The 24,588-nt window shown below is 56.6% G+C and carries 26 protein-coding genes; 12 read left to right on the top strand and 14 right to left on the bottom strand.

The genetic code is table 11. The features are described 5' to 3' along the window. Nucleotides 1-92: 92 nt before the first annotated feature. The 3 genes from N6P30_RS01785 to N6P30_RS01775 form a co-directional block, all read right to left on the bottom strand. Entirely contained in the window at nt 93-1,016 is a 924-nt protein-coding gene (locus tag N6P30_RS01785; RefSeq protein WP_023292459.1) for a LysR substrate-binding domain-containing protein, read from the bottom strand. Nucleotides 1,017-1,196: 180 nt separating this feature from the next. Continuing rightward, nucleotides 1,197-2,081 carry an SDR family oxidoreductase gene (locus tag N6P30_RS01780; protein ID WP_021242539.1) on the bottom strand — a complete coding sequence of 295 codons (885 nt, stop codon included), beginning with the start codon at nt 2,079-2,081 and terminating at the stop codon, nt 1,197-1,199. Between the two features lie 64 nt (nt 2,082-2,145). Then, nucleotides 2,146-2,535: a YdeI family stress tolerance OB fold protein gene (locus tag N6P30_RS01775; RefSeq protein ID WP_008502282.1), complete on the bottom strand. Its 390-nt coding sequence runs from the start codon at nt 2,533-2,535 to the stop codon at nt 2,146-2,148. Between the two features lie 138 nt (nt 2,536-2,673). On the opposite strand from N6P30_RS01775, the gene N6P30_RS01770 reads away from it, so the two are divergent. From N6P30_RS01770 to N6P30_RS01755, 4 genes are read left to right on the top strand one after another with little or no spacing between them, the layout of a single operon-like run. Then, on the top strand, nt 2,674-3,177 hold the full coding sequence (locus N6P30_RS01770) for a hypothetical protein (protein WP_032664116.1): 504 nt from the start codon (nt 2,674-2,676) through the stop codon (nt 3,175-3,177). Nucleotides 3,178-3,186: 9 nt separating this feature from the next. Then, nucleotides 3,187-3,633, top strand: coding sequence for a DUF421 domain-containing protein (locus N6P30_RS01765; protein ID WP_023292457.1), 447 nt, complete (start codon nt 3,187-3,189; stop codon nt 3,631-3,633). Nucleotides 3,634-3,644: 11 nt separating this feature from the next. Then, nucleotides 3,645-4,163 (top strand): 2-oxo-tetronate isomerase, encoded by a 519-nt coding sequence (locus N6P30_RS01760; RefSeq protein ID WP_023292456.1) that lies wholly within the window; start codon nt 3,645-3,647, stop codon nt 4,161-4,163. A 17-nt stretch (nt 4,164-4,180) separates the two neighbouring features. After that, entirely contained in the window at nt 4,181-5,167 is a 987-nt protein-coding gene (locus tag N6P30_RS01755) for an SDR family oxidoreductase (protein ID WP_023292455.1), read from the top strand. Here the strand turns inward: N6P30_RS01755 and N6P30_RS01750 are convergent, their stop codons facing one another. The 8 genes from N6P30_RS01750 to N6P30_RS01715 all read right to left on the bottom strand — a co-directional run bounded on the left by N6P30_RS01750 (nt 5,168) and on the right by N6P30_RS01715 (nt 11,705). Continuing rightward, on the bottom strand, nt 5,168-6,793 hold the full coding sequence (locus N6P30_RS01750; protein WP_023292454.1) for an alpha-amylase family protein: 1,626 nt from the start codon (nt 6,791-6,793) through the stop codon (nt 5,168-5,170). Between the two features lie 8 nt (nt 6,794-6,801). After that, a complete protein-coding gene (cydB, locus tag N6P30_RS01745) occupies nt 6,802-7,812 on the bottom strand; it encodes a cytochrome d ubiquinol oxidase subunit II (protein ID WP_023292453.1) in 1,011 nt (336 codons plus the stop codon). Beyond that, complete coding sequence (locus tag N6P30_RS01740; RefSeq protein WP_021242535.1) at nt 7,812-9,215, bottom strand: cytochrome ubiquinol oxidase subunit I; 1,404 nt, start codon at nt 9,213-9,215, stop codon at nt 7,812-7,814. Before N6P30_RS01740 ends, cydB begins: the two co-directional genes overlap by 1 nt. 67 nt (nt 9,216-9,282) lie before the next feature. Then, the gene (locus N6P30_RS01735; protein ID WP_008502274.1) at nt 9,283-10,155 is read right to left on the bottom strand and encodes a manganese catalase family protein; all 873 of its coding nucleotides are present in this window, start codon (nt 10,153-10,155) and stop codon (nt 9,283-9,285) included. Between the two features lie 17 nt (nt 10,156-10,172). Further along, nucleotides 10,173-10,679 (bottom strand): ferritin-like domain-containing protein, encoded by a 507-nt coding sequence (locus N6P30_RS01730; RefSeq protein WP_014883791.1) that lies wholly within the window; start codon nt 10,677-10,679, stop codon nt 10,173-10,175. Nucleotides 10,680-10,703: 24 nt separating this feature from the next. Further along, nucleotides 10,704-10,907 carry a hypothetical protein gene (locus N6P30_RS01725; protein ID WP_008502273.1) on the bottom strand — a complete coding sequence of 68 codons (204 nt, stop codon included), beginning with the start codon at nt 10,905-10,907 and terminating at the stop codon, nt 10,704-10,706. A 23-nt stretch (nt 10,908-10,930) separates the two neighbouring features. Then, on the bottom strand, nt 10,931-11,425 hold the full coding sequence (locus tag N6P30_RS01720; protein WP_008502272.1) for a ferritin-like domain-containing protein: 495 nt from the start codon (nt 11,423-11,425) through the stop codon (nt 10,931-10,933). Nucleotides 11,426-11,519: 94 nt separating this feature from the next. Beyond that, nucleotides 11,520-11,705, bottom strand: a complete 186-nt coding sequence (locus N6P30_RS01715) for a general stress protein (RefSeq protein ID WP_004150795.1) — start codon at nt 11,703-11,705, stop codon at nt 11,520-11,522. A 528-nt stretch (nt 11,706-12,233) separates the two neighbouring features. Here N6P30_RS01715 and N6P30_RS01710 point away from each other — a divergent pair. Next, nucleotides 12,234-13,577 (top strand): VOC family protein, encoded by a 1,344-nt coding sequence (locus N6P30_RS01710; RefSeq protein ID WP_023292451.1) that lies wholly within the window; start codon nt 12,234-12,236, stop codon nt 13,575-13,577. Nucleotides 13,578-13,620: 43 nt separating this feature from the next. Beyond that, complete coding sequence (locus N6P30_RS01705; RefSeq protein WP_032663536.1) at nt 13,621-15,126, top strand: carboxylesterase/lipase family protein; 1,506 nt, start codon at nt 13,621-13,623, stop codon at nt 15,124-15,126. On the opposite strand, the gene N6P30_RS01700 is transcribed toward N6P30_RS01705, so the two are convergent. After that, nucleotides 15,113-15,955 carry a LysR family transcriptional regulator gene (locus N6P30_RS01700; protein WP_023292449.1) on the bottom strand — a complete coding sequence of 281 codons (843 nt, stop codon included), beginning with the start codon at nt 15,953-15,955 and terminating at the stop codon, nt 15,113-15,115. The two genes, N6P30_RS01705 and N6P30_RS01700, sit on opposite strands and share 14 nt — an antisense overlap. A gap of 114 nt (nt 15,956-16,069) precedes the next feature. Between N6P30_RS01700 and N6P30_RS01695 the strand changes: the two genes are divergently transcribed. From N6P30_RS01695 to rimL, 4 genes are all read left to right on the top strand, one after another. Beyond that, on the top strand, nt 16,070-17,239 hold the full coding sequence (locus N6P30_RS01695) for a pyridoxal phosphate-dependent aminotransferase (RefSeq protein WP_023292448.1): 1,170 nt from the start codon (nt 16,070-16,072) through the stop codon (nt 17,237-17,239). A 10-nt stretch (nt 17,240-17,249) separates the two neighbouring features. Continuing rightward, nucleotides 17,250-18,023: a transporter substrate-binding domain-containing protein gene (locus N6P30_RS01690; protein WP_023292447.1), complete on the top strand. Its 774-nt coding sequence runs from the start codon at nt 17,250-17,252 to the stop codon at nt 18,021-18,023. Nucleotides 18,024-18,265: 242 nt separating this feature from the next. Then, the gene (locus tag N6P30_RS01685; protein ID WP_023292446.1) at nt 18,266-19,921 is read left to right on the top strand and encodes a glucan biosynthesis protein D; all 1,656 of its coding nucleotides are present in this window, start codon (nt 18,266-18,268) and stop codon (nt 19,919-19,921) included. A gap of 103 nt (nt 19,922-20,024) precedes the next feature. After that, nucleotides 20,025-20,564 (top strand): 50S ribosomal protein L7/L12-serine acetyltransferase, encoded by a 540-nt coding sequence (rimL, locus tag N6P30_RS01680; protein WP_023292445.1) that lies wholly within the window; start codon nt 20,025-20,027, stop codon nt 20,562-20,564. Here rimL and ydcK read toward each other — a convergent pair. Continuing rightward, on the bottom strand, nt 20,559-21,539 hold the full coding sequence (gene ydcK / locus N6P30_RS01675) for a YdcK family protein (protein WP_023292444.1): 981 nt from the start codon (nt 21,537-21,539) through the stop codon (nt 20,559-20,561). The two genes, rimL and ydcK, sit on opposite strands and share 6 nt — an antisense overlap. A gap of 122 nt (nt 21,540-21,661) precedes the next feature. Between ydcK and tehA the strand changes: the two genes are divergently transcribed. Together tehA and tehB are read left to right on the top strand one after the other, a co-directional pair. After that, complete coding sequence (gene tehA, locus N6P30_RS01670; RefSeq protein WP_008502262.1) at nt 21,662-22,663, top strand: dicarboxylate transporter/tellurite-resistance protein TehA; 1,002 nt, start codon at nt 21,662-21,664, stop codon at nt 22,661-22,663. Continuing rightward, nucleotides 22,663-23,256 (top strand): tellurite resistance methyltransferase TehB, encoded by a 594-nt coding sequence (gene tehB / locus N6P30_RS01665; protein WP_008502261.1) that lies wholly within the window; start codon nt 22,663-22,665, stop codon nt 23,254-23,256. The genes tehA and tehB overlap by 1 nt, the downstream gene beginning before the upstream one ends. Here the strand turns inward: tehB and pepT are convergent. Then, nucleotides 23,253-24,482 (bottom strand): peptidase T, encoded by a 1,230-nt coding sequence (pepT, locus tag N6P30_RS01660; protein WP_008502260.1) that lies wholly within the window; start codon nt 24,480-24,482, stop codon nt 23,253-23,255. The two genes, tehB and pepT, sit on opposite strands and share 4 nt — an antisense overlap. Between the last annotated feature and the right edge of the window lie 106 nt (nt 24,483-24,588).

The following is a 24,588-nucleotide window of genomic DNA, read 5'->3' as shown; positions in this document are numbered from 1 at the left end:
ACGCAATTGTTAATGAATCATTTCGCATTATTTGATTAACGCGCAGGTCTGTTCCCTCGCCCCTTTAGGGGAGAGGGTTAGGGTGAGGGGTATTAAACCGGCATCGATTTACGGATGGCGCTCAGCAGCGTCTGCGCGCCCGTGGAAAGCGGGGTATCTACCCGGGCCAAAATGCCGATAGGTTCACCGGCGCCGGGGGCCGTTACCGGGAGAGCGGTCAGCGTGCCCTGGCGCAAATCATCTTTTACCGCGCCGGAGGGAACGAACCAGACGTAGTCATAGTCGAGGGTGAGCTGGCGTGAAAGCGAGGCCGAAAGCGTTTCGATACACCCTGAGGGCAGCGTACACCCCTGCATTTGCAGCAAGGTTTCGGCGGTCTGACGTGGGACGGTCCCTTTCGGGCACACCACCACCGGCCACTCCATGACGCGGCTTAACGTCACCGTGTCCTGCAGCAGCGGATGATCGGGACGAACCACCAGCTTCAGGGACTCCAGGAACAGCAGCTCGTAATTGAGACCGCCCATCAGTTCAGGGTCGGACATGCGGCCAATCCCGATATCCAGCTCGCCCGATTTCAGCCCCGCGAGCAGCATGGTGTTATTCATGGTGGCAACCTGGATCGTGGTATGCCGTTGCTGCTTGTGGAACTGGCCAATCACCGGCGGAAGAATGCCCAGCGCGGCGGTGGGCAGTGCCCCGACGCGGACGACCTCGCTGGTGTGTTCTTCTTTTCGATGCAGCGACTGGCCTGCCGTATTGAGCGCATCCAGCACTTTGACGGCGTGCGTAAGGAACTGTTCGCCCACGATGGTAAGCTGCGCCCCCAGCCGACCCCGGTCAAAAAGACGGGCGCCGGTCAGCTGTTCAAGCTCGTTGAGGGTTTTCGAGAGCGCAGGCTGGCTCAGGTTAAGAGTTTCAGCCGCACGCCCCAGCGTTCCCTGTTGAGCGACGGCCACAAATGTATGCAAATGGCGCAAGCGTATGCGCTGACTGAACAGACCATTTTTTTCCATAGGCGATGTTAAAAACAGAGCGATGCGGTTGACAAGCTAAGTTGTTTAATTTTGATAACTTGATAGCAAAATATTTTTAACATTTGATCTGTTTGAGTTACAACATGTTTTTCGGCAGGGGAAGAAAAGTGAACATCCTTGTTCATTTATTGCTCACTGCAGAGAGGGAGGGTTAAGGGGTCAGATCACGCCGTCACCGCCGTCAGAACACCATACCTGGCCGGAGGTAAATGAACATTCATCCGAGGCCAGCGTGACGTACAGCGGGGCAATCTCGACGGGCTGACCCGGACGTCCCAGCGGGGTATCGCCGCCAAACTCCTTCACTTTTTCCATCGGCTGGCCACCGCTGGATTGCAGCACCGTCCAGTAAGGGCCAGGGGCGACCGCGTTGACGCGAATGCCTTTCGGACCCAGCTGCTTGGCTAAGGATTTGGTAAATACCGCCAGGCAGGCTTTGGTCTGGGCGTAGTCCAGCAGCACCGGGCTCGGCTTCACGGCCTGAACGGAGGAGGTATTAATGATAACGGACGAGGCTTTCAGGTGGCGCAGCGCCGCCTTCGTGATCCAGAAGGGGGCATAGACGTTGGTTTTAAACGTCGCGTCAAAATCTTCGGTGGTCAGCTCTTCAAGGGATTCACGGAACTGCTGACGACCGGCGTTATTGACCAGAATATCCAGCCCGCCCAGCTTCGAGACGGCTTCTTCGACCAGATTCTGGCAGAAGGTTTCGTCCCGAACGTCCCCCGGCAGCGCGACGGCGTTCCGGCCTTCGGCTTTGATCAGGTCGATGACCTCCGCGGCGTCTTTTTCCTCTTCAGGCAGGTAGTTAATGGCCACGTCTGCGCCTTCACGGGCATAGGCGATGGCCACTGCGCGACCGATACCCGAGTCACCGCCGGTGATCAGCGCTTTTTTACCGGCCAGGCGGCCATGCCCTTTGTAGCTAGTTTCCCCGTGGTCGGGTACAGGTTGCATTTCGGATGCCAGTCCCGGTGGCGTCTGTGGCTGTTCCGGGAACGGGGGTTGCGGGTAAGCGTTCGTACGTTGTTGGGTATCACTCATAGCTGACTCCTTAAGCCAAGGGGTGAGATTTGATGGATAACTGCAGCGTTAACGCTTCGCTGAATTATTTCTGCAAACGATCGACACGGACGACGGCAGGAGATGATTTTTTATCAAGCGAACCGTTGATGCTGATCATCTGGTCGGGTTTTACCGTTCTGCCATCGAAGACTGCCTGGGGAATAATAACGTCGATTTTTCCGGTTTTATCCTGAAATACAAACTTATCGCCGCTACCGTCAATAAGATTACCGCGTAATGAAATGGTCGCACCGTCGTGCAGTTGTTTTGCCTGATCGATGGTCATAATACGCGCGTCATCGGTTCCGCGATATCCGCTATCCAGCGCGTGGGGCGGCGGCGGGGCTTCACCTTTTTGTAACCCGCCGTTATTATCTGCCCATGCGGCCGGAACCAGAAATATCAAAAAAGCGGAAATAAGCGATAATTTCATCGGATATCCTTCATTTTGGGTGTCTTGACTTATTAAGTATTGTTGCTATTCCTTTATGTGGCAAATGTGATAAGTCCTAAAAACATTCGCGTTAGAAATCAAAATTATCGGATAATAAGCGAAACGGTGACGATGGCCATGAAGCGTGAAAATGAAAAGTTACCCGGGATTGAGGAAAGATATCGCTTGCTGACGTTTGAATACGCGTTTCGTCAGGTGGGGTTTATCGTTCTGTTAGGTATTATCGTTGCCGCCATTGCCGGTCTGTTTTCAAGCGGAATAGTCAGCGATACGGTAAAAACAAATTCCGCCAAGTCGCTGACCATAAACTATGAGCGCTTCGGGCGGCGGGAGACGGAGACACGGATGCAGCTTGCGTTTCCGGTGAAAACGGAGGGGGCCTATACCCTCAGCGTCACCAGCGAGAGTAGCGATGCGTATGATCCAGGCAGCGTCTGGCCCCAGCCGGACGCCATGTTCAGCCACGGAAAAAGCCTCTATTTTGTTTATCACAACCTGAAAAAGACGGACAACTTTTCGGTATTACTCTTTACCACACCGTCCCGGGCCGGTAAATGGAACTCGGTCATCCGCGTAAACAACGAGCCGGAGATCACCCTCTGGCAATTTATTTACCCGTAGGAGGCTGATATGGATATGGTCTTTCGTGCGCTGGCTATTTATTTGTTCCTCGTGGTGGTATTTAAAGTGGCCGGGCGACGCGCGCTGCTGCAGATGACCAGCTTTGATCTCATTCTTCTCCTGATAATTAGTGAAGCCACGCAGCAGGCGCTTCTGGGGCAGGATTTTTCCGTCACCGGCGCGATGATTACGATTACCACCCTGGTGGTAGTGGATATTATTTTTGGCCTTATGAAAAAGTATTTTTCCCCGGTAGAGAATATTCTGGACGGCACGCCCGTGATTCTGGTGGAAAACGGCGTTCCCCTGGCGGATAAACTCAAAAAGGTCGATGTCTCTTGCGATGATATTCTGGTTTTCGCGCGTCAGAATAATGGCATTACCGAAATAAGCCAAATTAAATATGCCATACTTGAGCGCAATGGACATATTTCAATCATTCCTTTCGAGAAATAAGAGGCGGCAAGATGAGCAATCTTTTGCACGATAACCATTACACCGTCGGTGAGCTGACAAAAAAACTGGCGAGCAAGTTAACCGATGCCGGTCTGCGCTTAACCACGGCGGAATCCTGCACCGGGGGAAAGCTCTCGGTGGCGCTCTGCGCTGAAGAGAACACGGCCGATTTTTATGATGTCGGGCTGGTAGTGTTCAGCGATGCCGCGAAAGCGCGGATCCTCGGCGTGCGTCCTGAAACGCTGGCGCGCTATACCGCCGTCAGCGAACAGACGGTGACCGAGATGGCCGCCAGCATCCGCGACATTGCCCAGGCGGATATCAGCATCGCCATCAGCGGATACGCTGGCCCGGAAGGGGGCGACGACGGCACGGCGGCGGGGACGGTCTGTTTTGCGTGGAACATACGTGGCGAGACGAAAACCCGTACCGTGCTTTTCTCCGGAGACTGTCAGGACGTGGTGGAAAAAGCGGTGCATTTTTCGCTGGCAGAGCTGGTAACAGCATTGTCGGACGGAAATAACGGTTGAGTTCACGTGGAGGTTCTATGGCTGTCATAGTGATTACCGGTGGGACGGCGGGCGTGGGAAAAGCCACGGCGCTGCGCTTCGCAAAAGCAGGTTACGATGTGGGCCTCATCGCCCGTGATGAAGCCAGCCTGCACTCCACCCAGGAAGAGTTGCGCCGCTTCGGCGTAAATGCGCACGCCATGCAGGCGGACGTCGCCGACAGTCAGGCGGTGGTGGATGCGGCTAACGAGATTGAGTATCGCCTCGGCGCGATTGATGTCTGGGTTAACAATGCCATGGGGGCCGTGCTGGCGCCGTTTCGCACCCTTACGCCGGACGAGTTTCGTCGCGTGACTGAGGTGACGTACCTCGGCTACGTGAACGGTACCCGCGCGGCGCTCGAGCTTATGGTTCCGCGCGACAGGGGGGTGATTATCCAGGTAGGGTCCGCGCTGGCCTACCGTTCCATTCCCCTGCAGTCCGCCTACTGCGGGGCCAAAGCGGCGATCCGCGGGTTTACCGACGCGGTACGTACCGAGTTGATGCATGAGAACAGCCGGGTTCAGCTTTCGATGGTGCAGATGCCGGGGCTCAACACGCCGCAGTTTGAATGGGCAAGGAACAAGTTCGCGTGGGCGATGCGTCCGGTACCGCCGGTGTTCGAGCCTGAAGTCGCCGCCAGCGCCATCTTCAGGGTGGCGCAAAAGCCGGTGCGCGAGCTGTGGGTAGGCAGCAGCACCATTCAGTCGATTGTCGGGCAGTTCCTCTTCCCGGGTTTTCTGGACAGGCTGATGGTGAAGAAAGCCTGGGAAGGTCAGATGACAGACGATCTGAACGCGCCGGACCGCCGGGATTATCTCGACCAGCCGGTTAACGACCTGCACAAAATCCATGGTCGCTTCACTGACGAAGCGAAAACCCGCGCGTCGTCCGTGACCTCCGGTATGCCGGGCAAAGTGGCGTTAGGGGCCCTTGCGGTGGCGGGTATTGTGTTGACGCGTTTGATAATCCGCCGGAAACCGTAATCAGCGCAGCGCGCTGCGGTGCGTCCAGAACCAGCGATAGCCGTAGCCGCCAAGGCTGAGCTCGACGGTTTTACCGCAAACCAGCGCGTCATCGTAGCGTTTGTCCGCGAGACAGGCGGTCCAGGTCGTGTTGCGGATCCCCTTCACGGTGAACTGCACCGGCTGCTCACTGAAGTTAACAAAGGTCAGGATGCTGCGTTCTTCGGTCTCGTAATAGATCCCCAGCACCGCGTCACTATCGATCGTAAGGAGCCGAAAGGGCGCAACGGCAATTTCGGGGAACTCCGAGCGGGTATTGGCGATATCAATGATGCGGTGCAGGAGCGAGTTGCGGTGGAGCAGCGAATCAGCGACGTTGATTTTTTGATAGCGGTATGGACCGCGGTCAATAATCGGCGCGATAAATTTTTCCGGGTCGGCTGCCGAAAAACCGCCGCCTTGCGATCCTGCCCACTGCATGGGGGTGCGCACGGCGTAGCGCTCTTCCAGATCGAGGTCATCCCCCATGCCGATCTCATCGCCATAGCGCATCACCGGAACGCCGGGCAGGGAAAAGAGTACCGCGTGGCAGAACGCCAGCCGCTTCAGATCGCCGTTCAACATCGGCGCCAGGCGGCGGCGGATCCCGCGCTGGTAGACGTTCATCTCGTCGTCAGGGGCGAAGGTATCGAGGACAAACTGTTTGTCTTTCTGGCTGATGCCCTCCAGATCCAGCTCGTCGTGATTGCGCAGCCAGTTGGCAAAACAGCATGAATCGGGCGGCACGATCATTTTCTTCACCGCGTTGCGCAGCGGACGGGCGCTTTTGCGGGCCAGGCTGACGTAAAAATACTTGTTGAGCCAGAAATTGAGCACCAGATTCAGGCGGTCATTATTGCCAAAGTAGTCCTGATAGGCCTCCACCTCGACGTCCACTTCACCCAGCAGGATCGCGTCCGGATTATGCTCCTCAATCAGACGGCGCATATGTTCGAGGATCCACAGGCCCTTTTTTTCATCACCGTTTCCCGCCTGCGTGGTCAGGTGGGAGGCGGCATCCAGGCGGAACCCCGACACGCCCAGCTTGAGCCAGAAGAGGATGATGTTCTCGATCTCTTTCAGCACCGCGGGCGAGGTCAGGTTCAGGTCCGGTTCGTGGCGATAGAACATGTGCCGGTAGTATTGTCCCGCTTCGTCGTCCCAGGTCCAGATGCTCTCCTCCACGCCGGGAAACATGGGGGGCGTATCGTCGTCGTCACTATCTGACCAGAGGTAGTAATCCCGATAGGGTGACGCCGGGTTACGGCGGGCCTGCTGGAACCAGGGATGCGCGTCAGAGGTGTGCTGGATCAGCAGTTCAATAATGACCTGCATGCCCAGCTCGCGGGCCTGTTCAATAAAGGCGATGATATCGGCCAGCTTTCCGAAGCGTGGATCCACCTGGAGATGGTCGCTGACGTCATAGCCTTCATCGAGAAAGGGCGTGAGGTAAAACGGGGTGATCCAGATAACCGTCGCCCCCATGCGGCGAATGTACCGCAGCTTGGCCGTTATCCCGGCGATGTCCCCGCAGCCATCGCCGTTCAAATCATAAAAGAGTGCGGTATCAATCTGGTAAATAATGGCCCGTGTATGCCAGTCCGTCATAGCGTGCCTCAGTGATAGCCTTCAGTATCCGAAACCTTGCCCCGGAACACGTAGTAGCTCCAGGCGGTGTACACTAGGATCACCGGAATAATCAGTAACGTCCCGACCAGCATAAACAGCTGGCTGGCAGGCGGGGCCGCGGCCTCCCACAGAGTGATACGCGGCGGAATAATGTTCGGCCAGAGGCTGATACCCAGACCGCTGAACCCGAGGAAGATCAGCCCCAGCGTCAGCAGGAAAGGGCGCGCGTGGCTGGCCGGGTTGCGCGTCAGGCGCCAGATCAGCACGCTGAAGATCCCGACCAGCAGCGGAACCGGCAGGAACCAGAAGAAGTTGGGCAGGGTAAACCAGCGGTCGGCGACGTACTGCCAGCCGAGCGGCGTCCAGACGCTGACTACCGCGATAACCACCATCAGCGCCAGCAGCACGTGGCGGGTCAGTTCGCGCATGCGTTGTTGCAGCGCGCCTTCGCTTTTCATAATGAGCCAGGTGGTGCCCAGCAGCGTATAGGCGACGACCAGACCGATGCCGCAGAAGAGGTTGAAGGGGGTGAGCCAGTCCAGCGCCGAGCCGACAAAACGTCGACCCTCCACGTCAAAGCCGTTGATCACGGCACCCACCACCACGCCCTGGCTAAAGGTGGCGAGCAGAGAGCCACCTGCAAAGGAGTAGTCCCAGAATTTGCGGTGTGAAGGGGTGGCTTTGAAGCGGAACTCAAAGGCAACGCCGCGAAAGATGAGGCCGATCAGCATCGCGGTGAGGGGGATGGTCAGCGCATCAATGATCACCGCATAGGCCAGCGGAAACGCGCCGAACAGCCCCGCGCCGCCGAGCACCAGCCAGGTCTCGTTGCCGTCCCAGACGGGCGCCACGCTGTTGACCATCACATCGCGCTCTTTGGCATCGCCCACGAAGTTAAACAGCAGGCCAATCCCCAGATCGAAGCCGTCCATAATGATATACATCAGCGTGGCAAACACGATGATGGCAAACCAAATCACTGAGATATCGACGCCCATCAGATTCTCTCCTCTTCCGGAACAGACTCCGCGGCTGACAGCGGACGGGCAGGCGTGCCCGAGGTGTTTGACGTCAGCGTATCAACGGGCTGAGGACCTTTCTTAATCAGCCGGATGAGATAAACATAGCCCACGCCAAATACGGATGAGTAGACGACGAAGAACGCCAGCAGGCTAATGCTCATCTGCAGGGTGCTGTGCAGCGATACCGCGTCGATGGTGCGCAGGTAGCCATAGACAACCCACGGCTGACGGCCTACTTCGGTGGTCACCCAGCCGGCAAGCAGCGCGACCAGCCCCGCAGGCCCCATGCAGAGGGCAAACCACTGGAACGGACGCGAGTGGTAAAGTCGATGGCGATAGCGTAGCCAGAGGCTGAGCAGACCGAGGGTAATCATCAGCAGACCCATCCCCACCATAATGCGGAACGACCAGAAAACGATGGTCGAGTTGGGTCGATCCTCTTTCGGGAAGTCTTTCAGGGCCGGGACCTGTTTATCCAGGCTGTGCGTCAGAATCAGGCTGCCGAGCGCGGGGATCTCCAGGCCGTATTTGGTGCGCTCTTCCTCCATATCCGGCAGGCCAAACAGCAGCAGCGGGGTGGCTTCGCCGGGCGGATTTTCCCAGTGACCCTCAATAGCGGCGATTTTGGCTGGCTGATGCTCAAGCGTGTTCAGGCCGTGCATATCGCCCACCACCGCCTGGATAGGGGCAACCAGCAGCGCCATCCACATCGCCATCGAAAACATGGTGCGAACGGCGGGCGTATCGTTACCGCGCAGCAGATGCCAGGCGGCCGACGCGCCGACAAACAGCGCGCTGCTCAGGAACGCGGCGATAGCCATATGAATAAGACGGTACGGGAAGGAGGGGTTAAAGACGATTGCCAGCCAGTCCTGCGGGATAACCTGCCCGTTTTCGATAGTGAAACCCTGCGGCGTATGCATCCAGCTGTTGGAGGCGAGGATCCAGAAGGTCGACATCAGCGTGCCGAGCGCCACCATGCAGGTCGAAAAGAAGTGCAGCCCCGGGCCGACCTTGTTCCAGCCGAACATCATGACGCCGAGGAATCCGGCCTCCAGGAAGAAGGCGGTTAATACCTCGTAGGTCAGAAGCGGGCCGGTAATGCTGCCCGCGAACTGGGAGAACCCGCTCCAGTTGGTGCCAAACTGGTACGCCATCACCAGCCCGGAAACGACGCCCATGCCGAAGTTAACGGCAAATATCTTTAGCCAGAAGTGGTACAACGATCGCCAGACGTCGTTTTTGGTGCGCAGCCACATGCCCTCCAGCACCACCAGGTAGCTGGCGAGACCGATGGTGATCGCAGGAAACAGGATGTGGAACGAGACGGTAAAAGCGAACTGAATTCTGGCCAGATGAAACGCATCGAGTTCGAACATGGTCCGTACCTCTGAGACGATGGGGCACGCGAATTGCCGGGCAGGTCAGGCCTGCCCGGCAAACCGATTACGGTTTAGTCTTACCGGCACCCAGCTCGGCACCGGTCAGCGGGTCGGAATGTGGATCGGACTTCGTGCGGGCAGACATCGCCTTAACCAGGGTTGCCTGCTCGGTTGTGAGCGTCACGCTGGCACTGCCATCGCCGCCATCCACCGCAGGCTGGGGGGACTCAACGTAATCGAAATGTTTATCGCTGTTCCAGCTTCCGCGAACCTCTCCACCTTCAGACATATTGTAGTACTTGTTGGTGAATTCCTCGATTGGCGGCAGTTTTCCCGGCGGGAAATTATTACGGATGGACTGCAGCGCCTTCTCAAAGGAGAGCTGATGCGCCGCCTCACGCGTCATCAGAAACGCCAGGGCATCTTTAACGCCGGGATCGTCAGTCACGTTGATCAGCCGTTCATAGATGATTTTGGCTCTGGCCTCGGCCGCCACGTTCGAACGCAGATCCGCCGTCGGCTCGCCAATGGTGTCGACGTAGGCCGCCGTCCAGGGTACGCCCGCTGAGTTAGTTAGCGGGGTTCCGCCGCCGTAGAGCAGGGAGGTGATGTGGCTGTCATTCCCGTTTTCGGTCATGGAGCGATACAGCTCGGCCTCATTTTCCACCCCTTCCGCCAGCGCGCCCTTGGCACCTTTATTCAGCATACCGACCAGGGTACCGATGATTTCGAGGTGGCTTAACTCCTCGGTCGCGATATCCATCAGCATGTCTTTACGGCCCGGATCGTCATCGCTCAACCCTTGCGTAAAGTAGCGGCAGGCGGCGGCCAGTTCACCCTGCGGTCCGCCAAATTGTTCCAGTAAAAGGTTGGCCAGGCCGGGATTCGGTTCGGCGACGCGAACCGTGTATTGCAGCTGTTTGACGTGTCGAAACATGCTCACTCTCCTGTGGGTTATTTTTTCGCTTCGACACCCGACGCGTCTGAACGCAGCAGGAACTGTTCCGTCGTTTGCGGGATATGACGAATCAGCCAGTCGGCCATTTCGCGCTCTTCGGCGAGGATCGTCTCAATAGCGGGTATCGAGGCGGTGTCACCCGCTTTTTTGGCCGCCGCCAGCAGGGAGGTATAGCAGGCGATTTCAAACTGTTCGAAAACATAGCCGCTGATCGAGCCCTTCACGATTTCGTCAGAAGGGAACATGCCGCCGATGGATTGTCCCAGCGCCGCCATTTTGCTCATCGAGTCTTTTAAGACCGAACGAGAAATATCATTACGGTCGAGGATTTCCTCCAGCAATGTGATTTGCCGTTTTGTCTCATTAATATGTTGCTCAATTCTGGCGCGAACATCAGGATAATTATCGATACGGCTGGCCATGGATTCCAGCATAGATTCGGCTTGCTTTTCCATTGCATGGGCATCGCGTAGCCAGTCATGGTAGTGTTCTACGTGATTCATCATTGTATCCTCATTAGGGTTCGCTTATTTGGTCTCACTTTCAGCAGCCTGATCGGCGCGTGCGGCACTGTAGCCAGATAAATGGCCGACAATATTGGCATAAATACTGATGATAATAACCCATAGCACGCTGTTCTTCCACCAGATGACGGAAGGGATGGCGAGAATGAACCATATTATCGCTGCCGCTAAATGGCACCGTTTAATAGTCCTGGGACTGATGCTCATTTTATTTAACCTGTATTATCGCGTCATTTCTGCGCTTTTTGGTTAATATTGCCAACGGCCAGGTCGGTGAGTTTAAGGTCGGTCTCTTTCTCTTCTTCCAGCGTTTCGGCAAGAAGCTTAACGGCTTTTTTATAGCCGAGCTGTTCTGCCAGAGTGGCAAGGGTACCGTAGCTGGCTATTTCGTAATGCTCCACTTTTTGCGCAGCGGCAATTAATGCGGCATCACGGACTTCATTTTTTTCCGTGCTTTCGATGACTTCATTAGCTTCTTCAATTAAGCCTTCCATTGCGACGCATTTCATGCGCTTGAGCTTGATGCCGTCTTCCTGTTCCACGATCTGGTCGATACGTTCGATCTGACCTTGCGTCTCTTCAAGGTGTGCGGTAAAGGCGGCGCTCAGTTTCTCGCTGGAGGCGGCGCGGGCAAGTTTGCTTAACGCTCGGGTAAGCTGCTTTTCTGCGCTGTAGGTATCCGACAGAAGATGAATAAATACATCCTCTACACTTTTCATATTCATAATTATTACGCTCCGGTAAAATAAAGAAAGGGTACTGCGAGCTTTTCAGCCCGCAGCATGCTCTCTGGTTTTATTAAAAGAGTACTAAATAAGATCAGGAGTTATCAGATTTACGGCCTCCGCCGTGACTGTTCTGTCCCCCTTTCTTACCCGCTTCAGATGCGCGTTGCGGATCGTTTTTAAAATTACCACCGCTGTGCTGGCCACCTTTACGTCCAGCTTCTGATGCTTTTTCACGGTCTTCAGCGAAATTACCGGAACCACCACGATGCTCTGCCATATTAAACCTCATAGTCATATATTGGTTATGTCAGTACGATACGAAAATATTCCGTATCACTCGTCGTTCGAGTAATAACTCTAGTCGCTGTGTGAGATCCGTCAAATGCGTTTTGCTATTTGCGGTTGCGTTATTTTTAAATATTTGTAAATTTGCGCTTCGCTTGCGTTGGAAATATGGATAGACAGGAAGGACTTGTAAACAACTGTTCAGATTATTCCTAACTTTGAGCTAAAAATTTGAAAGCTGAGGATAAAAATAATGACGCACTCAAATTGGTTGATTTGCAGCCAGGGGAAAATAAAAAATACTCCTTTATAGCTAGAAAGCGAAACCATAAATAATTATAAGGAAAATCCTGGATAAAAAGCGCCAGGCGCGAAAGGGCGGTTTCGTTAAGGCTTGTTCAGAGGCCAGTCGCACACGGTTTGACCACTGTCGTCTTAAGATCACAAATCAGAAATCTTTCCCCCCGGAAGGAACGGGTTTCTCTACACTCCAGGTAATATTCACTGGAGGCATGACATCATGGCGAACACCATCACGGCTGATGACATTCGGGAACACTTTTCGCAGGCTATGTCGGCGATGTACCAGCAGGAAGTTCCGCAGTACGGCACCTTGCTTGAACTGGTAGCGGACGTAAACCTGGCGGTGCTGGAAAATGATCCACTATTACATGAACAACTGGCAAACGCCGATGAGCTTGCGCGTCTGAACGTCGAGCGTCACGGGGCAATCCGCGTCGGCAGTGCGCAGGAACTTTCAACCCTGCGCCGTATGTTTGCCATTATGGGGATGTACCCGGTCAGCTATTACGATCTCTCCCAGGCGGGGGTGCCGGTCCACTCAACGGCATTTCGGCCGATTGATGATGCGGCGCTGTGCCGTAATCCGTTCCGCATCTTTACTTCGCTGCTGCGCCTTGAGCTGATTGAAAACGTCGCGCTGCGCGAACGTGCGGCGGAAATTCTGTCTCACCGAAACATCTTCACCCCGCGCTGTCTGGCGCTTCTCGATCTGTATGAATCGGAAGGGCAGTTTACCGTCGAGCAGGCGCAGGAGTTTGTGCAGGAAGCGCTGGAAACCTTCCGCTGGCACCGCCATGCGACGGTCGATCAGGAGACCTATCTCGCGCTGCATAACGAGCACCGGCTGATCGCCGATGTGGTCTGCTTCCCGGGCTGTCATATTAACCACCTGACGCCGCGCACGCTGGATATTGACCGGGTGCAGGAGCTGATGCCGAAGTACGGTATTGAGCCGAAAATTTTGATTGAAGGGCCGCCGCGTCGCGAGGTGCCCGTCCTGCTGCGTCAAACCAGTTTCAAGGCACTGGAAGAGCCGGTGCTGTTTGCCGGTGAACACAAAGGCACCCACACCGCGCGCTTCGGTGAGATTGAGCAGCGCGGCGTGGCGCTGACCCCGAAAGGCCGGGAACTGTACGATAGCCTCCTTGCCCAGGCCGGTACAGGCAAAGATAACCTGACGCACCAGCTGCATCTGCAGGAGATCTTTAGCGCCTTCCCTGACAGCGAACTGTTAATGCGCCGTCAGGAGCTGGCGTATTTCCGCTACCGTCTGACGCCAGCGGGTGAAGCGCATCGCCATGCGTTCCGGCCGGGCGACGATCCGCAGCCGCTGATCGAGCGCGGATGGGTCGTCGCACAGCCGATCACCTACGAAGATTTCCTCCCGGTCAGCGCCGCGGGGATTTTCCAGTCCAATCTCGGGAATGAAACCCAGGCCCGCAGCCACGGTAACCCCAGCCGCGATGCGTTTGAAGCGGCCCTCGGCTGCCCGGTGTATGACGAATTTACCCTCTATGAGGAGGCTGAAACGCGCAGCAAACAGCGTTGCGGTTTGCTCTGAAAGCGTTACTCTGCTGGGGTGTGATGGAAAAAATAAGGTCGTTATGCAAAATCCTTCCGCCCCTGTGGTTGAAACGCGCCAGGGCGCACTGTCTGGTTTAACCGATGAAAATGTCCACGTCTGGTGCGGTATTCCTTATGCCGCACCGCCCGTTGGCGAATGGCGCTGGCGCTCCCCGCGGCATCCTGAGCCGTGGGATGGCGTTCGCAAGGCTACCGCTTTTTCGGCCTCAAGCTGGCAAAGCAGCGAATATTGCCAGGAGCTGGGCGGGGGCGATCCCGGTCAGTTCTCGGAAGACTGCCTCTATCTGAACGTCTGGTCTCCCACAGAGCGCGCCGGGCCGCTTCCGGTTATGGTCTGGCTGCACGGCGGCGGCTTTACCATCGGTGCGGGTGGCTTACCGCCCTATAACGGCAAAGCGCTGGCCACGCGCGGCGTGGTTGTGGTGACGATCAACTACCGTCTCGGTCATCTTGGCTTTTTTGCCCATCCCGCGCTGGAAGGCGAGGAAGAACGCGTGGTGCATAATTTTGCCCTGCTGGATCAGATCGCCGCCCTCGAATGGGTAAGGGACAATATCGCCGCATTTGGTGGCGACCCCACTAACGTGACCCTGTTTGGCGAATCCGCGGGCGCGCGCAGCGTGCTCTCTCTGCTGGCCTCTCCGCTTGCAGAAGGATTGTTCCATAAGGCGATTGTGCAAAGCGGGTACACCTTGCCGGACACGCCGAGAGAGCAGGCGTTGCAAAAAGGGGAGGCGCTGGCCGCCCATTTTGGCCTGGAACAGGCGACAGCCGAACAACTGCGCGCCATTCCGCCGGAGGCGTTCTGGCCGCTCACCGCGCCGCTGAACATTGCTCCGGCCCCCATCGTCGGGGATTGCGTTCTGCCTGAAGCGATGCTGGACGTCTTTTTCGCCGCTCGCCAGCACCCCGTGCCGGTAATGATCGGCTCGAACAGCGATGAGGCCAGCGTGATGGCGGTGTTTGGCATCGATCTCGCCGGGCAAATCCAGAAGCTTCGCCGGGAGCGACGCTTCGGGCTGGGGCTGATTAAGCTGCTCTATCCGGGCGTCAAAGGCGATGAGGAGCTGGGCAGGCAGGTGTGCCGCGACATGGCGTTCACCACGATGGGCTACGTCGTGATGCAGGCGCAGCAGCGCGTCGGCGGATTGTGCTGGCGTTACTGGTTTGACTATGTCGCGGAAGCGGAACATGCCACCTATATCAACGGCGCGTGGCACGGCAATGAAGTGCCTTACGTCTTTGATACCCTCGGCCAGGTGGAGCCTTCACGCCAGTATGTCAACGAACGGGATGTGCAGTTTGCTGCTCAGGTGGCCGATTACTGGGTGAGCTTTGCGCGAGACGCAGGACCTCGCGAGATCCTGCCCGGGCCGACGCACTGGCCCGCATGCCGTAAAGGGCGGGACGTTTTATTACGCATCGGCGTGAATAAACATGCAGGTTTCAGGCTTGAAAACCGCTTTATGCGCGCCCGGATGAGCCTCTTCAAACGGGTGATGAAGCACCACGTCAGCCTCGATTAAGCAAACAGGCGCGAAACGCCGCCAGCCCATTTTCCTCCCCTGGCGTTTCGCGCAGCACCAGCCGGTAGCTCGCGCCGGTTTTTATGCTGGTTTCATAAGGCCGCATCAGTCTTCCCGCGCGGACATCTTCGGCCACCAGCGTTTCGTCGGCAATGGCGACGCCCAGCCCCTGAATGGCGGCCGTGATGGCGAGATCCATCGTGTCGAAGTGTTGATTTTTGTGCATGGCAAAGCCCGGACCTTCCTGTTTCGTCAGCCACAGCGACCAGTCTGTCTTATCCCTTGTCGGGTGCAGGAACGTCAGCGATCCCAGCGCTGCACCCGCCCGCACCGGGCTTATCACCGGGGTGAGCGCCTCTTCGAACAGCAGGTCGCCTGCGCTGATGTGCGTGCCGAACACGATGGCCGCGTCGTAAGATTCGGTTTTGAAATTGACGTTATGATCGGTGGTGGTGGTCAGGGCGATCTGCAGATCCGGCTGCTCACGCTCCACCTCCAGCAGGCGCGGCACCAGCCAGCGCATGGCGCAGGTGGGCGCCTTGAGCCTGATCACGGTTTGCTGGCTGCGGGCCTGGTCGGCCACGGTCAGCAAGTGTTCGAACGCAGACTGCAGTTCCGGGAGCAGGGCGCAGCCCTGTGAAGAGAGGCGCAGGCCGCGCGCGTGGCGTTCAAAAAGCGGAAAGCCAAACCAGGCCTCGAGGGAGGCTATCTTGCGGCTCACGGCCCCCTGCGTCAGACAAAGCTCTGCGGCAGCATGGGTGAGATTCAGGTGACGCGCGGTGACTAAAAATGCGTCGATGGCATTGAGCGGGAGCGAACGGCGCGACATGAAAACACCTCAGCTATGCGTTTTTCTCATGGCTATTATGACAACAATTCGATTGTCCCGACAACAGAGATGTTGTTTGAATAGTTATGCAATGTCCATGAGAAGGGAAAGAGGATGACTTTACAAACGCCTGTGCAAACGCGCTCCAAACTGCCCGATGTGGGCACCACGATCTTTACCGTTATCGGCCAGCTCTCGGCGCAGCATAACGCGATAAACCTTTCTCAGGGCGCACCGAATTTTTCCTGCGACCCGAAGCTTGTTGCGGGCGTCACCCGCGCGATGGAGGCAGGGCATAACCAGTACGCGTCGATGACCGGCCTGCAGACGCTCAAAGAGCGCATTGCCGATAAAATTGCCACGCTTTACGGCACGCAGTATGACCCGGGCCGCGAGGTGCTGGTGACCGCCAGCGCCAGCGAAGGGCTCTACTCGGCAATCAGCGGGCTGGTGCATCCGGGCGATGAGGTGATCTACTTTGAGCCCTCCTTTGACAGCTACGCGCCGATTGTCCGCCTGCAGGGGGCAACGCCGGTTGCCATCAGGCTCACCGTGCCGGATTTTGCCGTCAACTGGGACGAGGTTCGCGCCGCGATCACCCCGCGCACGCGCATGATTATCATCAATACGCCGCACAACCCGAGCGGTCAGGTCTTCTCCGCCGACGATCTGCAGCAGCTGGCGGCGCTGACCCGCAATACTGACATCATTATTTTGTCTGACGAAGTGTACGAACACGTGGTGTTTGACGGTGAGCCGCACCACGGGATGGCTACGCACCCGCAGCTGGCGGAGCGTAGCGTGATTATTTCTTCTTTCGGAAAAACCTATCACGTCACCGGCTGGCGCGTGGGTTACTGTGTTGCACCGGCGGTACTGATGGACGAGATTTGTAAAGTCCATCAATTTTTAATGTTCTCTGCCGATACGCCAATGCAGCACGCGTTTGCTGAACATATGGTCGACCCGCAAACCTGGCTGTCGCTGTCGGCGTTTTACCAGCGCAAGCGCGATCTGCTGCAGAGTCTGCTGTCCGATTCGCCGTTTACGCTGCTGCCAAGCGCCGGCTCGTTCTTCATGCTGGCGGACTACAGCCAGTTCAGCGACGAGCGCGACAGCGAGCTGGTGAAACGGCTGATCGTTGAGTACGGTGTTGCCACCATTCCGCTGTCGGCGTTTTATGCGGACGGCACGGATAATAAATTGATTCGTCTCTCTTTTGCGAAAGATGAGGCGACGTTACGGGCAGGTGCCCAGGCCCTGTGTCGGGTTAAACCACGCTAAGGAGTTTGAGATGAAATTACGCGCGCTAGTTGTCGGCATGGGATTGCTGTGTACCTTTTCCTCCTTCGCAGCGTCCGAGCTGCGTTACGGTCTGGAAGCCGAATATCCGCCGTTTGAAAGCCGCAATGCGGCAGGCGAACTGGAAGGGTTTGACGTTGAGCTGGGGAATGCCATCTGTAAAGCGGCAGCGCTGAAATGCAGCTGGGTGGAAACCTCGTTTGATGCGCTGATCCCGGGGCTGGTGGCGAAGAAATTCGACGCCATCAATTCGGCGATGAATATCACCGATCAGCGCCGCAAGAGCATTGATTTTACCCAGCCGATCTACCGTATTCCGTCGCAGCTGGTCGGCAAGGCCGGGACGGCGGTCGAGGCGACGCCTGAAGGGCTGAAGGGGAAAACCATCGGCGTGCTGCAGGGCTCCATTCAGGAAACCTATGCCAAAGAGCACTGGGAAAAGCAGGGTGTCACCGTGGTGTCGTATAAAGATCAGAATATGGCCTGGGGCGATCTGCTGAATGGCCGTATCGACGCCTCGCTGGTCATGTCCGCGGCCGGGCAGGCAGGTTTCCTCAGCAAGCCGCAGGGAAAAGGGTTTGGCTTCATCGGCAAACCGGTGTCTGACGACACCATCCTCGGCAGCGGGATCGGTTTTGGGTTGCGTAAAGGTGACGAGGCCACCAAAAAGCAGCTTGATGCCGCAATTGATAAGGTACGTGCCGACGGCACGATCGCCAAACTCGCTGATAAGTACTTCCCGGGTATCGATGTCAGCGTAAAATAACCGCCTCATTGGCCCCGTCAGCTGATGTCCTGACGGGGCATTTTTATACACATTTTCCAGGCTTTCTTTACACCACTTTCGGGCCGTTCTGGTCGACAGAAAATATTTCTCACTTTGTTCATATAATCACCGGCCAACAATTGGATTCTTAACCATTTTTGTTTAGGCTGTGCGTTCTTTCTTGCCGTCATTTCGCCGAGCGCGGAACACATTCACACGACCATAAGGACGTTTTTCCAGGCATGAATCGCAGACGTTTTCTAAAAGGCTCGCTGGCAGTGGCAGCCCTGAGCGGCACATCCGGCCTTGCTTCCCTGTTTTCCAAAGCGGCATACGCTGCCGACTCTGACATTGCTGACGGCCAGAGCCGTCGTTTTGACTTCTCCGTACTGCAATCCATGGCGCATGACCTGGCGAAAACCCCGTGGGGTGGCGCGCCGCGTCCGCTGCCGGAGACGCTGGCAACCATGACGCCGCAGGCGTACAACGCCATTCGCTACGACGAAAAGCAGTCTCTGTGGAACAACATTGAAGGACGTCAGCTGGACGTGCAGTTCTTCCACATGGGAATGGGGTTCCGCCGCCGCGTGCGGATGTTCTCGCTGGACCAGTCAACCGCTATGGCGCGCGAGATCCACTTCCGTCCTGAGCTGTTCAGCTACGGTGAAACGGGCGTGGATACCAAACAGCTGGAAGGGCAAAGCGATCTCGGCTTTGCGGGCTTCCGCGCGTTTAAGGCGCCGGAGCTGGCGCGTCGCGATATCGTCTCTTTCCTGGGGGCCAGCTATTTCCGCGCGGTGGACGACACCTACCAGTACGGCCTTTCCGCCCGCGGTCTGGCGGTAGACACCTTTACCGACACGCCGGAAGAGTTCCCGGACTTTACCGCCTTCTGGTTTGAAACCGTCAAGCCCGGCGACACCACCTTTACCGTCTATACGCTGCTGGATAGCCCGAGCATCACCGGCGCCTATAAGTTCGTGATCCACTGCGAGAAGAGCCAGGTGATCATGGAGGTGGAAAACCACCTCTATGCGCGTAAGGACATCAAGCAGCTCGGCATCGCGCCGATGACCAGCATGTTCAGCTGCGGCAATAACGAACGCCGCATGTGCGACACCATTCACCCGCAAATTCACGACTCCGACCGCCTGGCGATGTGGCGCGGCAACGGGGAGTGGATTTGTCGTCCGCTGAACAACCCGCAGAAGCTGCAGTTCAACGCCTATATGGATAAAAACCCGAAAGGGTTCGGGCTGCTGCAGCTCGATCGCGATTTCTCGCACTATCAGGACGTGATGGGGTGGTACAACAAGCGCCCAAGCCTGTGGGTGGAACCGCGTAACGACTGGGGTAAAGGCGCGGTTGGCCTGATGGAGATCCCGACCACCGGCGAAACGCTGGATAACGTGGTCTGCTTCTGGCAGCCGGAAAAAGCGGTAAAAGCGGGCGACGAGCTGGACTTCAAATATCGTCTCTACTGGAGCGCGATGCCGCCGGTGCGCTCCCCGCTGGCGAACGTTTATGCGACCCGCACCGGCATGGGCGGCTTCCCGGAAGGCTGGGCTCCAGGGGAAAACTACCCGAAAGTGTGGGCCCGTCGCTTTGCGATTGACTTCGTCGGTGGCGACCTGAAGGCCGCTGCGCCAAAAGGCATCGAGCCGGTGATTACGCTCTCCAGCGGTGAAGCGAAGCAGGTAGAGATCCTCTACGTTGAGCCGTTTGACGGCTATCGCATTCTGTTTGACTGGTACCCGACGTCGGATTCGACGGAGCCGGTGGATATGCGCCTGTTCCTGCGCTGTCAGGGCGACGCCATCAGTGAAACCTGGCTGTACCAGTATTTCCCACCGGCGCCGGATAAACGTCAGTACGTTGACGACAGGGTAATGCGTTAACCCTTGTGGGATTGTGCCGGGTGGCGGCTTCGCCTTACCCGGCCTACAGTTTCGAAACGTAGGCCGGGTAAGCGCTAGCGCCACCCGGCAATTGAGAGGCACCATGTCTTCAGAAATCATCCCCGTCACCCAGGATATCGAACTTCGCGCCGTCGAAGAGCGCTACACCGCCGACCTGCACAATCTCGTTGTTAAAAACAGAGCCTTTCTGCAAACCGCCTTTGACTGGGCGCAGCACGCGATCAGCGAAGAGGACACCCGCCGCAACGTGCAGAGCAACCAGATGCTGCATCAGCGCGGCTACGCTAAAATGTTTTTGATTTTCAAGGATGATGCGTTAGTTGGCGTCCTGTCGTTCAACACCATTGAACCGACCAACAAAGCCGGCTACATCGGCTACTGGCTGGATGAAGCCCACCAGGGGCAGGGCATCCTCTCTCAGTCACTGCAGGCGTTTATGCGCTACTACGCTGAACGCGGTGAGATCCGCCGTTTTGTGATCAAGTGTCGGGTGGCGAATCAGCACAGCAACAGCGTTGCCGTGCGCAACGGTTTTACGCTGGAAGGGTGCCTGCGGGAAGCGGAATACCTGAATGGCCGCTTTGACGACGTGAATATCTACGGCAGGATTTATACCCTATAACGCACCCAGCAGCGGCGTGCGGGTGATGCGCTGGTCGCCGTTTATCACTTTTTCGCCGCGCAGATGAATGCTCTCGCCAGCAAACGCTTCTATGACCGCATCGTCGGTGATTTCAACCCGATGCTCGATAAGCACATCCCCGCTGATTCGCGCGCGCCCCTGGATCACCACTTTATCATCCAGCATGATCGGCCCGCCGCGCAGCCATGCCTGACCGCCAATCAGGACGTGATGCTTGATGACGCAGTTGCCTTCAACCACGGCATTCTCCGCAATCTGCGAGCTGTAGCGCACCGTCGGGATGGCATCGTCGTCGAAACCGGCTATCACGCGGGCGTTGCCGTAGACTTTCGCGCAGTCGCACACCCAGACGTTGTTGAGTTCGTTACCCTCCAGGATCGCGTTGTCGAAGACTTCGGCCCGGTGTTCAACGAAGGCAAAATTAACCATCGCCTCGCCGTAGATTTGCGCCTGGTGCACAATGCGCGACTGGCTCACCGTCGCCTTATCGTAGATTTGGAGGATCTGTTCATGATCAGGCGTCAGCCCTTTGGCGGCAATGACCACGCTGTGATGCAGCACGCGCGCGTCGCCGTAGATATGGCACTCGCCCCGTACGCAGGATTGCTGAATAGTGACGTTGTCACTTATTCGCGCCCCGTGGCTGACCTCCGCGCCGTCCACCCAGCAGCTGTCGTTGATATGCGCGTCATGGCTAATGATGCATGGAAGGGTAAGACGCGCGTTGCCGGATACGGTTGCCCCGGCGAACACCACGCTGTTTTCATCGTAGATCCAGCAGTCGCCGTCCTGCGCGAGGGCGCGCTCATCGTCAATCCAGCCGCCTCTCGTGCCGACCGTCACGTCGTTAAAGTCCGCCGTGGCGATGATCTGCCGCAGCGTAGCGGCGTGGGTGGTTTCGCCGTTTTTCCATTGCCAGAGGCGGGTTTCATCGCTGAGCCGGTACTTTTTCATCGTTTGATCTCTGGTTAGCATCTCAACTAAACGTAGCAAATTTTCGGCTTTTCGTTTTGCTGGCATCCGCTGCAGAAACCGCTTAAAATGGCATTTAAAATACATTTTAAAAATTAAAATTAATGAATAAATTTAACAAACCCCAACAGGTACTTAACCTGCCCGCAGGGTATTTTGGCATGGTGCTTGGCATCATCGGGATGGGTTTCGCCTGGCGATACGCCAGCACCCTCTGGCCAGTGACGCGTTGGCCGGGTGAGGGCCTCGTAGCCCTTGCGGTGATATGCTGGTTTCTTTTAACGGTCGCGTTTGTGACGCGTGCGATCCGTTTCCCCCGCAGCGTGCTGGCAGAGATGCGACACCCGGTGATGAGCAGTTTTGTCAGCCTTTTCCCGGCCACCACGATGCTGGTCGCCATCGGCTTTGTCCCCTGGTTTCGCGCGGTGTCACTGGCATTGTTTGGCATTGGCGTGGTGGTGCAGCTTGCATACTCCGCCTGGCAAAGCGCCGGGTTATGGCGCGGGAAACATCCGCAAGAGGCGACCACGCCTGGATTATATCTGCCTACGGTGGCGAATAATTTTATTAGCGCGATGGCATGTGGTGCCCTGGGCTTCAACGATGCAGGGTTAGTCTTCCTTGGCGCGGGCGTCTTTTCCTGGCTCAGCCTGGAACCGGTTATTCTTCAGCGTCTTCGTAGTGCAGGAGAACTGCCCTCCGCACTGCGTACTTCATTGGGTATTCAACTGGCGCCCGCGCTGGTGGCATGTAGCGCCTGGTTCAGCGTAAATGGCGGTCAGGCGGATACGTTTGCGAAAATGCTGTTCGGCTATGGCCTGCTGCAGCTGCTATTTATGCTCCGCCTGATGCCATGGTATTTGTCCCAGCCGTTCAATGCCTCATTCTGGAGTTTTTCCTTTGGCGTATCGGCCCTGGCAACCACGGGTCTGCATCTGGGACAAAGCAGTCCGACGGGCTTTTTTCACGCCATTGCCGTGCCGCTGTTTATCTTCACCAACGCGATTATTGGGTGGCTGTTGGTGCGTACATTGATTCTGCTGCTTCAGGGCAAACTTCTGGTTCGTGCTGATAAAGCGCAGCTTATGCAATCCGAGGAACAATAATGACCGTCGATGAGAATTACTTCACTGAGAAATATGGCTTAACGCGTACCCATTCAGAAGTGCTGTACAGCGCGGAGATCGTGAAGCCCGGTAAAACGCTGGATCTGGGCTGCGGCAACGGCCGTAACAGCCTTTATCTTGCAGCCAACGGCTACGATGTCACCGCGTGGGACAAGAACCCGATGAGCATCGACAATATCGAGCGCATCAAGGCGGAAGAAGGGATCGCTAATCTGCATACCGCGATTAAGGATCTGAACAACCTGAGCTTTGACGGCCAGTACGATTTTATTCTCTCTACCGTGGTGCTGATGTTCCTGGAGGCAAAAACCATCCCGGGCCTTATCGCCAATATGCAGCGCTGCACGACGCCGGGCGGTTACAATCTGATCGTTGCCGCCATGGATACGGCAGACTACCCCTGCACGGTCGGCTTCCCGTTTGCGTTCAGGAGCGGTGAGCTGAGCAACTACTATGAAGGCTGGCAGTTGCTCAAATACAACGAAGACGTTGGCGAACTGCACCGCACCGATGAACACGGCAACCGCATTAAGCTGCGCTTTGCCACGATGCTGGCACGAAAGCCCGCTTAACGGGCGGCCAGCAGGCAGATCTGCAGGGCTGTCTTATAAGACGCCTCAAACGACGACAGCGGCAGGAATTCAAACTTCGAGTGGAAGTTATGCGCCCCGGTGAAGAAGTTCGGGGTGAGTAGCCCTTTAGCCGAGAGCGCCGCGCCGTCGGTGCCGCCGCGCATCGGCGTCGGTTTCGGCGTGATGCCGAGCGATTCCATCGCCTCGAACATCAGATCGATGGCGCGTCGGTCTTCGCCAATCGCATTGCTGATATTGCTGTAGGTATCTTCAATGCGATAGTCCACTTTGGCCGTCGGATATTGGGCGGCAATCAGCGCGGCCACGTCGGCAATCTGCTGCTTGCGCGCGGCAAAGCGCTCCTTGTCAAAGTCGCGGATATTGGCCTTAAGAACGGCCTCGTTCTGTCCGGCCTGAATGCCGTTAAACCAGATATAGCCTTCACGTCCCTCGGTGCACTCGGGCGTTTGCTGGCGGTCAAAATGGCTGATGTAATCAGTCGCCATCAGCAGGGGATTCACCAGCACGCCTTTGGCGGACATCGGGTGCGCCGTCACGCCGGTAAAACGGATTTCCGCGGCTGCCGCATTAAAGTTCTCGTAAACAATCTCACCCAGCTCGCAGCAGTCAATGGTCCAGGCAAAGTCGACGTCGAAGCGCTTAAGATCCAGCGCCTTGGCACCGTTCAGGCCGATCTCTTCGTCAGGCACAAACGCCACGACGATATCGCCATGCTGGTGTTCCGCCGTCAGGTTTTCCAGCACCGTCATGACCACCGTGACCGCCGATTTATTATCGGCGCCCAATACGCTGGTTCCGTCGCTGAAAATAATCTCCTCGTTCGGATAAGCCAGAATTTCAGGGTGCTCCTCTACCCGTAGCCAGATGTCTTTCTCTTTATTCAGACAGAGATCTTCACCGGTAAACGTTAATATTTGTGGATGAATATCCGGTGAAAGTCCCACGTCGACGGTATCAATATGGGTAATAAAGCCGATGCGCGGCGCACCGGGCACGTTGCCTTTTTTTACCGCCGTTACCGTGGCAAATTCATCAATCACAATATCGTCTAACCCCAGCTGTGCCAGCTCCTGCGCCAGCTCGCGCGCCATGTCGTGCTGGCCCGGCGTTGAGGGCAGAGTTTTGACTCTGGGATCGCTCTGGCTGGTGATCGCGAGATAGCGGAAAAAACGGTGCGTTAATTGTCTGGAAAGCGTCGAGCCCATAGTGATTTGTTCCTTATTTATTTTTCGGGTGTTTGCCACTTCACTTTAATGTTATTTATGAAATGGCAAAAGAATTAATTAGCCGTCGAATTAAAAAGACAGGAAT

This window comes from Enterobacter sp. PL1, from assembly GCF_945957325.1.
In the GTDB taxonomy this organism is placed as follows: Bacteria; Pseudomonadota; Gammaproteobacteria; order Enterobacterales; family Enterobacteriaceae; genus Enterobacter; species Enterobacter roggenkampii.
Note: the sequence above shows the minus strand (reverse complement) of the source record. Positions and strands in the feature narration are given on the sequence as shown.

Excerpts from the sequence above, each read along its gene's own strand:
- N6P30_RS01785 (WP_023292459.1), bottom strand. The coding sequence starts at position 1,016 with ATGGAAAAAAATGGTCTGTTCAGTCAGCGCATACGCTTGCGCCATTTG.
- N6P30_RS01780 (WP_021242539.1), bottom strand. The coding sequence starts at position 2,081 with ATGAGTGATACCCAACAACGTACGAACGCTTACCCGCAACCCCCGTTC.
- N6P30_RS01775 (WP_008502282.1), bottom strand. The coding sequence starts at position 2,535 with ATGAAATTATCGCTTATTTCCGCTTTTTTGATATTTCTGGTTCCGGCC.
- N6P30_RS01770 (WP_032664116.1), top strand. The coding sequence starts at position 2,674 with ATGAAGCGTGAAAATGAAAAGTTACCCGGGATTGAGGAAAGATATCGC.
- N6P30_RS01765 (WP_023292457.1), top strand. The coding sequence starts at position 3,187 with ATGGATATGGTCTTTCGTGCGCTGGCTATTTATTTGTTCCTCGTGGTG.
- N6P30_RS01760 (WP_023292456.1), top strand. The coding sequence starts at position 3,645 with ATGAGCAATCTTTTGCACGATAACCATTACACCGTCGGTGAGCTGACA.
- N6P30_RS01755 (WP_023292455.1), top strand. The coding sequence starts at position 4,181 with ATGGCTGTCATAGTGATTACCGGTGGGACGGCGGGCGTGGGAAAAGCC.
- N6P30_RS01750 (WP_023292454.1), bottom strand. The coding sequence starts at position 6,793 with ATGACGGACTGGCATACACGGGCCATTATTTACCAGATTGATACCGCA.
- cydB (WP_023292453.1), bottom strand. The coding sequence starts at position 7,812 with ATGGGCGTCGATATCTCAGTGATTTGGTTTGCCATCATCGTGTTTGCC.
- N6P30_RS01740 (WP_021242535.1), bottom strand. The coding sequence starts at position 9,215 with ATGTTCGAACTCGATGCGTTTCATCTGGCCAGAATTCAGTTCGCTTTT.
- N6P30_RS01735 (WP_008502274.1), bottom strand. The coding sequence starts at position 10,155 with ATGTTTCGACACGTCAAACAGCTGCAATACACGGTTCGCGTCGCCGAA.
- N6P30_RS01730 (WP_014883791.1), bottom strand. The coding sequence starts at position 10,679 with ATGAATCACGTAGAACACTACCATGACTGGCTACGCGATGCCCATGCA.
- N6P30_RS01725 (WP_008502273.1), bottom strand. The coding sequence starts at position 10,907 with ATGAGCATCAGTCCCAGGACTATTAAACGGTGCCATTTAGCGGCAGCG.
- N6P30_RS01720 (WP_008502272.1), bottom strand. The coding sequence starts at position 11,425 with ATGAATATGAAAAGTGTAGAGGATGTATTTATTCATCTTCTGTCGGAT.
- N6P30_RS01715 (WP_004150795.1), bottom strand. The coding sequence starts at position 11,705 with ATGGCAGAGCATCGTGGTGGTTCCGGTAATTTCGCTGAAGACCGTGAA.
- N6P30_RS01710 (WP_023292451.1), top strand. The coding sequence starts at position 12,234 with ATGGCGAACACCATCACGGCTGATGACATTCGGGAACACTTTTCGCAG.
- N6P30_RS01705 (WP_032663536.1), top strand. The coding sequence starts at position 13,621 with ATGCAAAATCCTTCCGCCCCTGTGGTTGAAACGCGCCAGGGCGCACTG.
- N6P30_RS01700 (WP_023292449.1), bottom strand. The coding sequence starts at position 15,955 with ATGTCGCGCCGTTCGCTCCCGCTCAATGCCATCGACGCATTTTTAGTC.
- N6P30_RS01695 (WP_023292448.1), top strand. The coding sequence starts at position 16,070 with ATGACTTTACAAACGCCTGTGCAAACGCGCTCCAAACTGCCCGATGTG.
- N6P30_RS01690 (WP_023292447.1), top strand. The coding sequence starts at position 17,250 with ATGAAATTACGCGCGCTAGTTGTCGGCATGGGATTGCTGTGTACCTTT.
- N6P30_RS01685 (WP_023292446.1), top strand. The coding sequence starts at position 18,266 with ATGAATCGCAGACGTTTTCTAAAAGGCTCGCTGGCAGTGGCAGCCCTG.
- rimL (WP_023292445.1), top strand. The coding sequence starts at position 20,025 with ATGTCTTCAGAAATCATCCCCGTCACCCAGGATATCGAACTTCGCGCC.
- ydcK (WP_023292444.1), bottom strand. The coding sequence starts at position 21,539 with ATGAAAAAGTACCGGCTCAGCGATGAAACCCGCCTCTGGCAATGGAAA.
- tehA (WP_008502262.1), top strand. The coding sequence starts at position 21,662 with ATGAATAAATTTAACAAACCCCAACAGGTACTTAACCTGCCCGCAGGG.
- tehB (WP_008502261.1), top strand. The coding sequence starts at position 22,663 with ATGACCGTCGATGAGAATTACTTCACTGAGAAATATGGCTTAACGCGT.
- pepT (WP_008502260.1), bottom strand. The coding sequence starts at position 24,482 with ATGGGCTCGACGCTTTCCAGACAATTAACGCACCGTTTTTTCCGCTAT.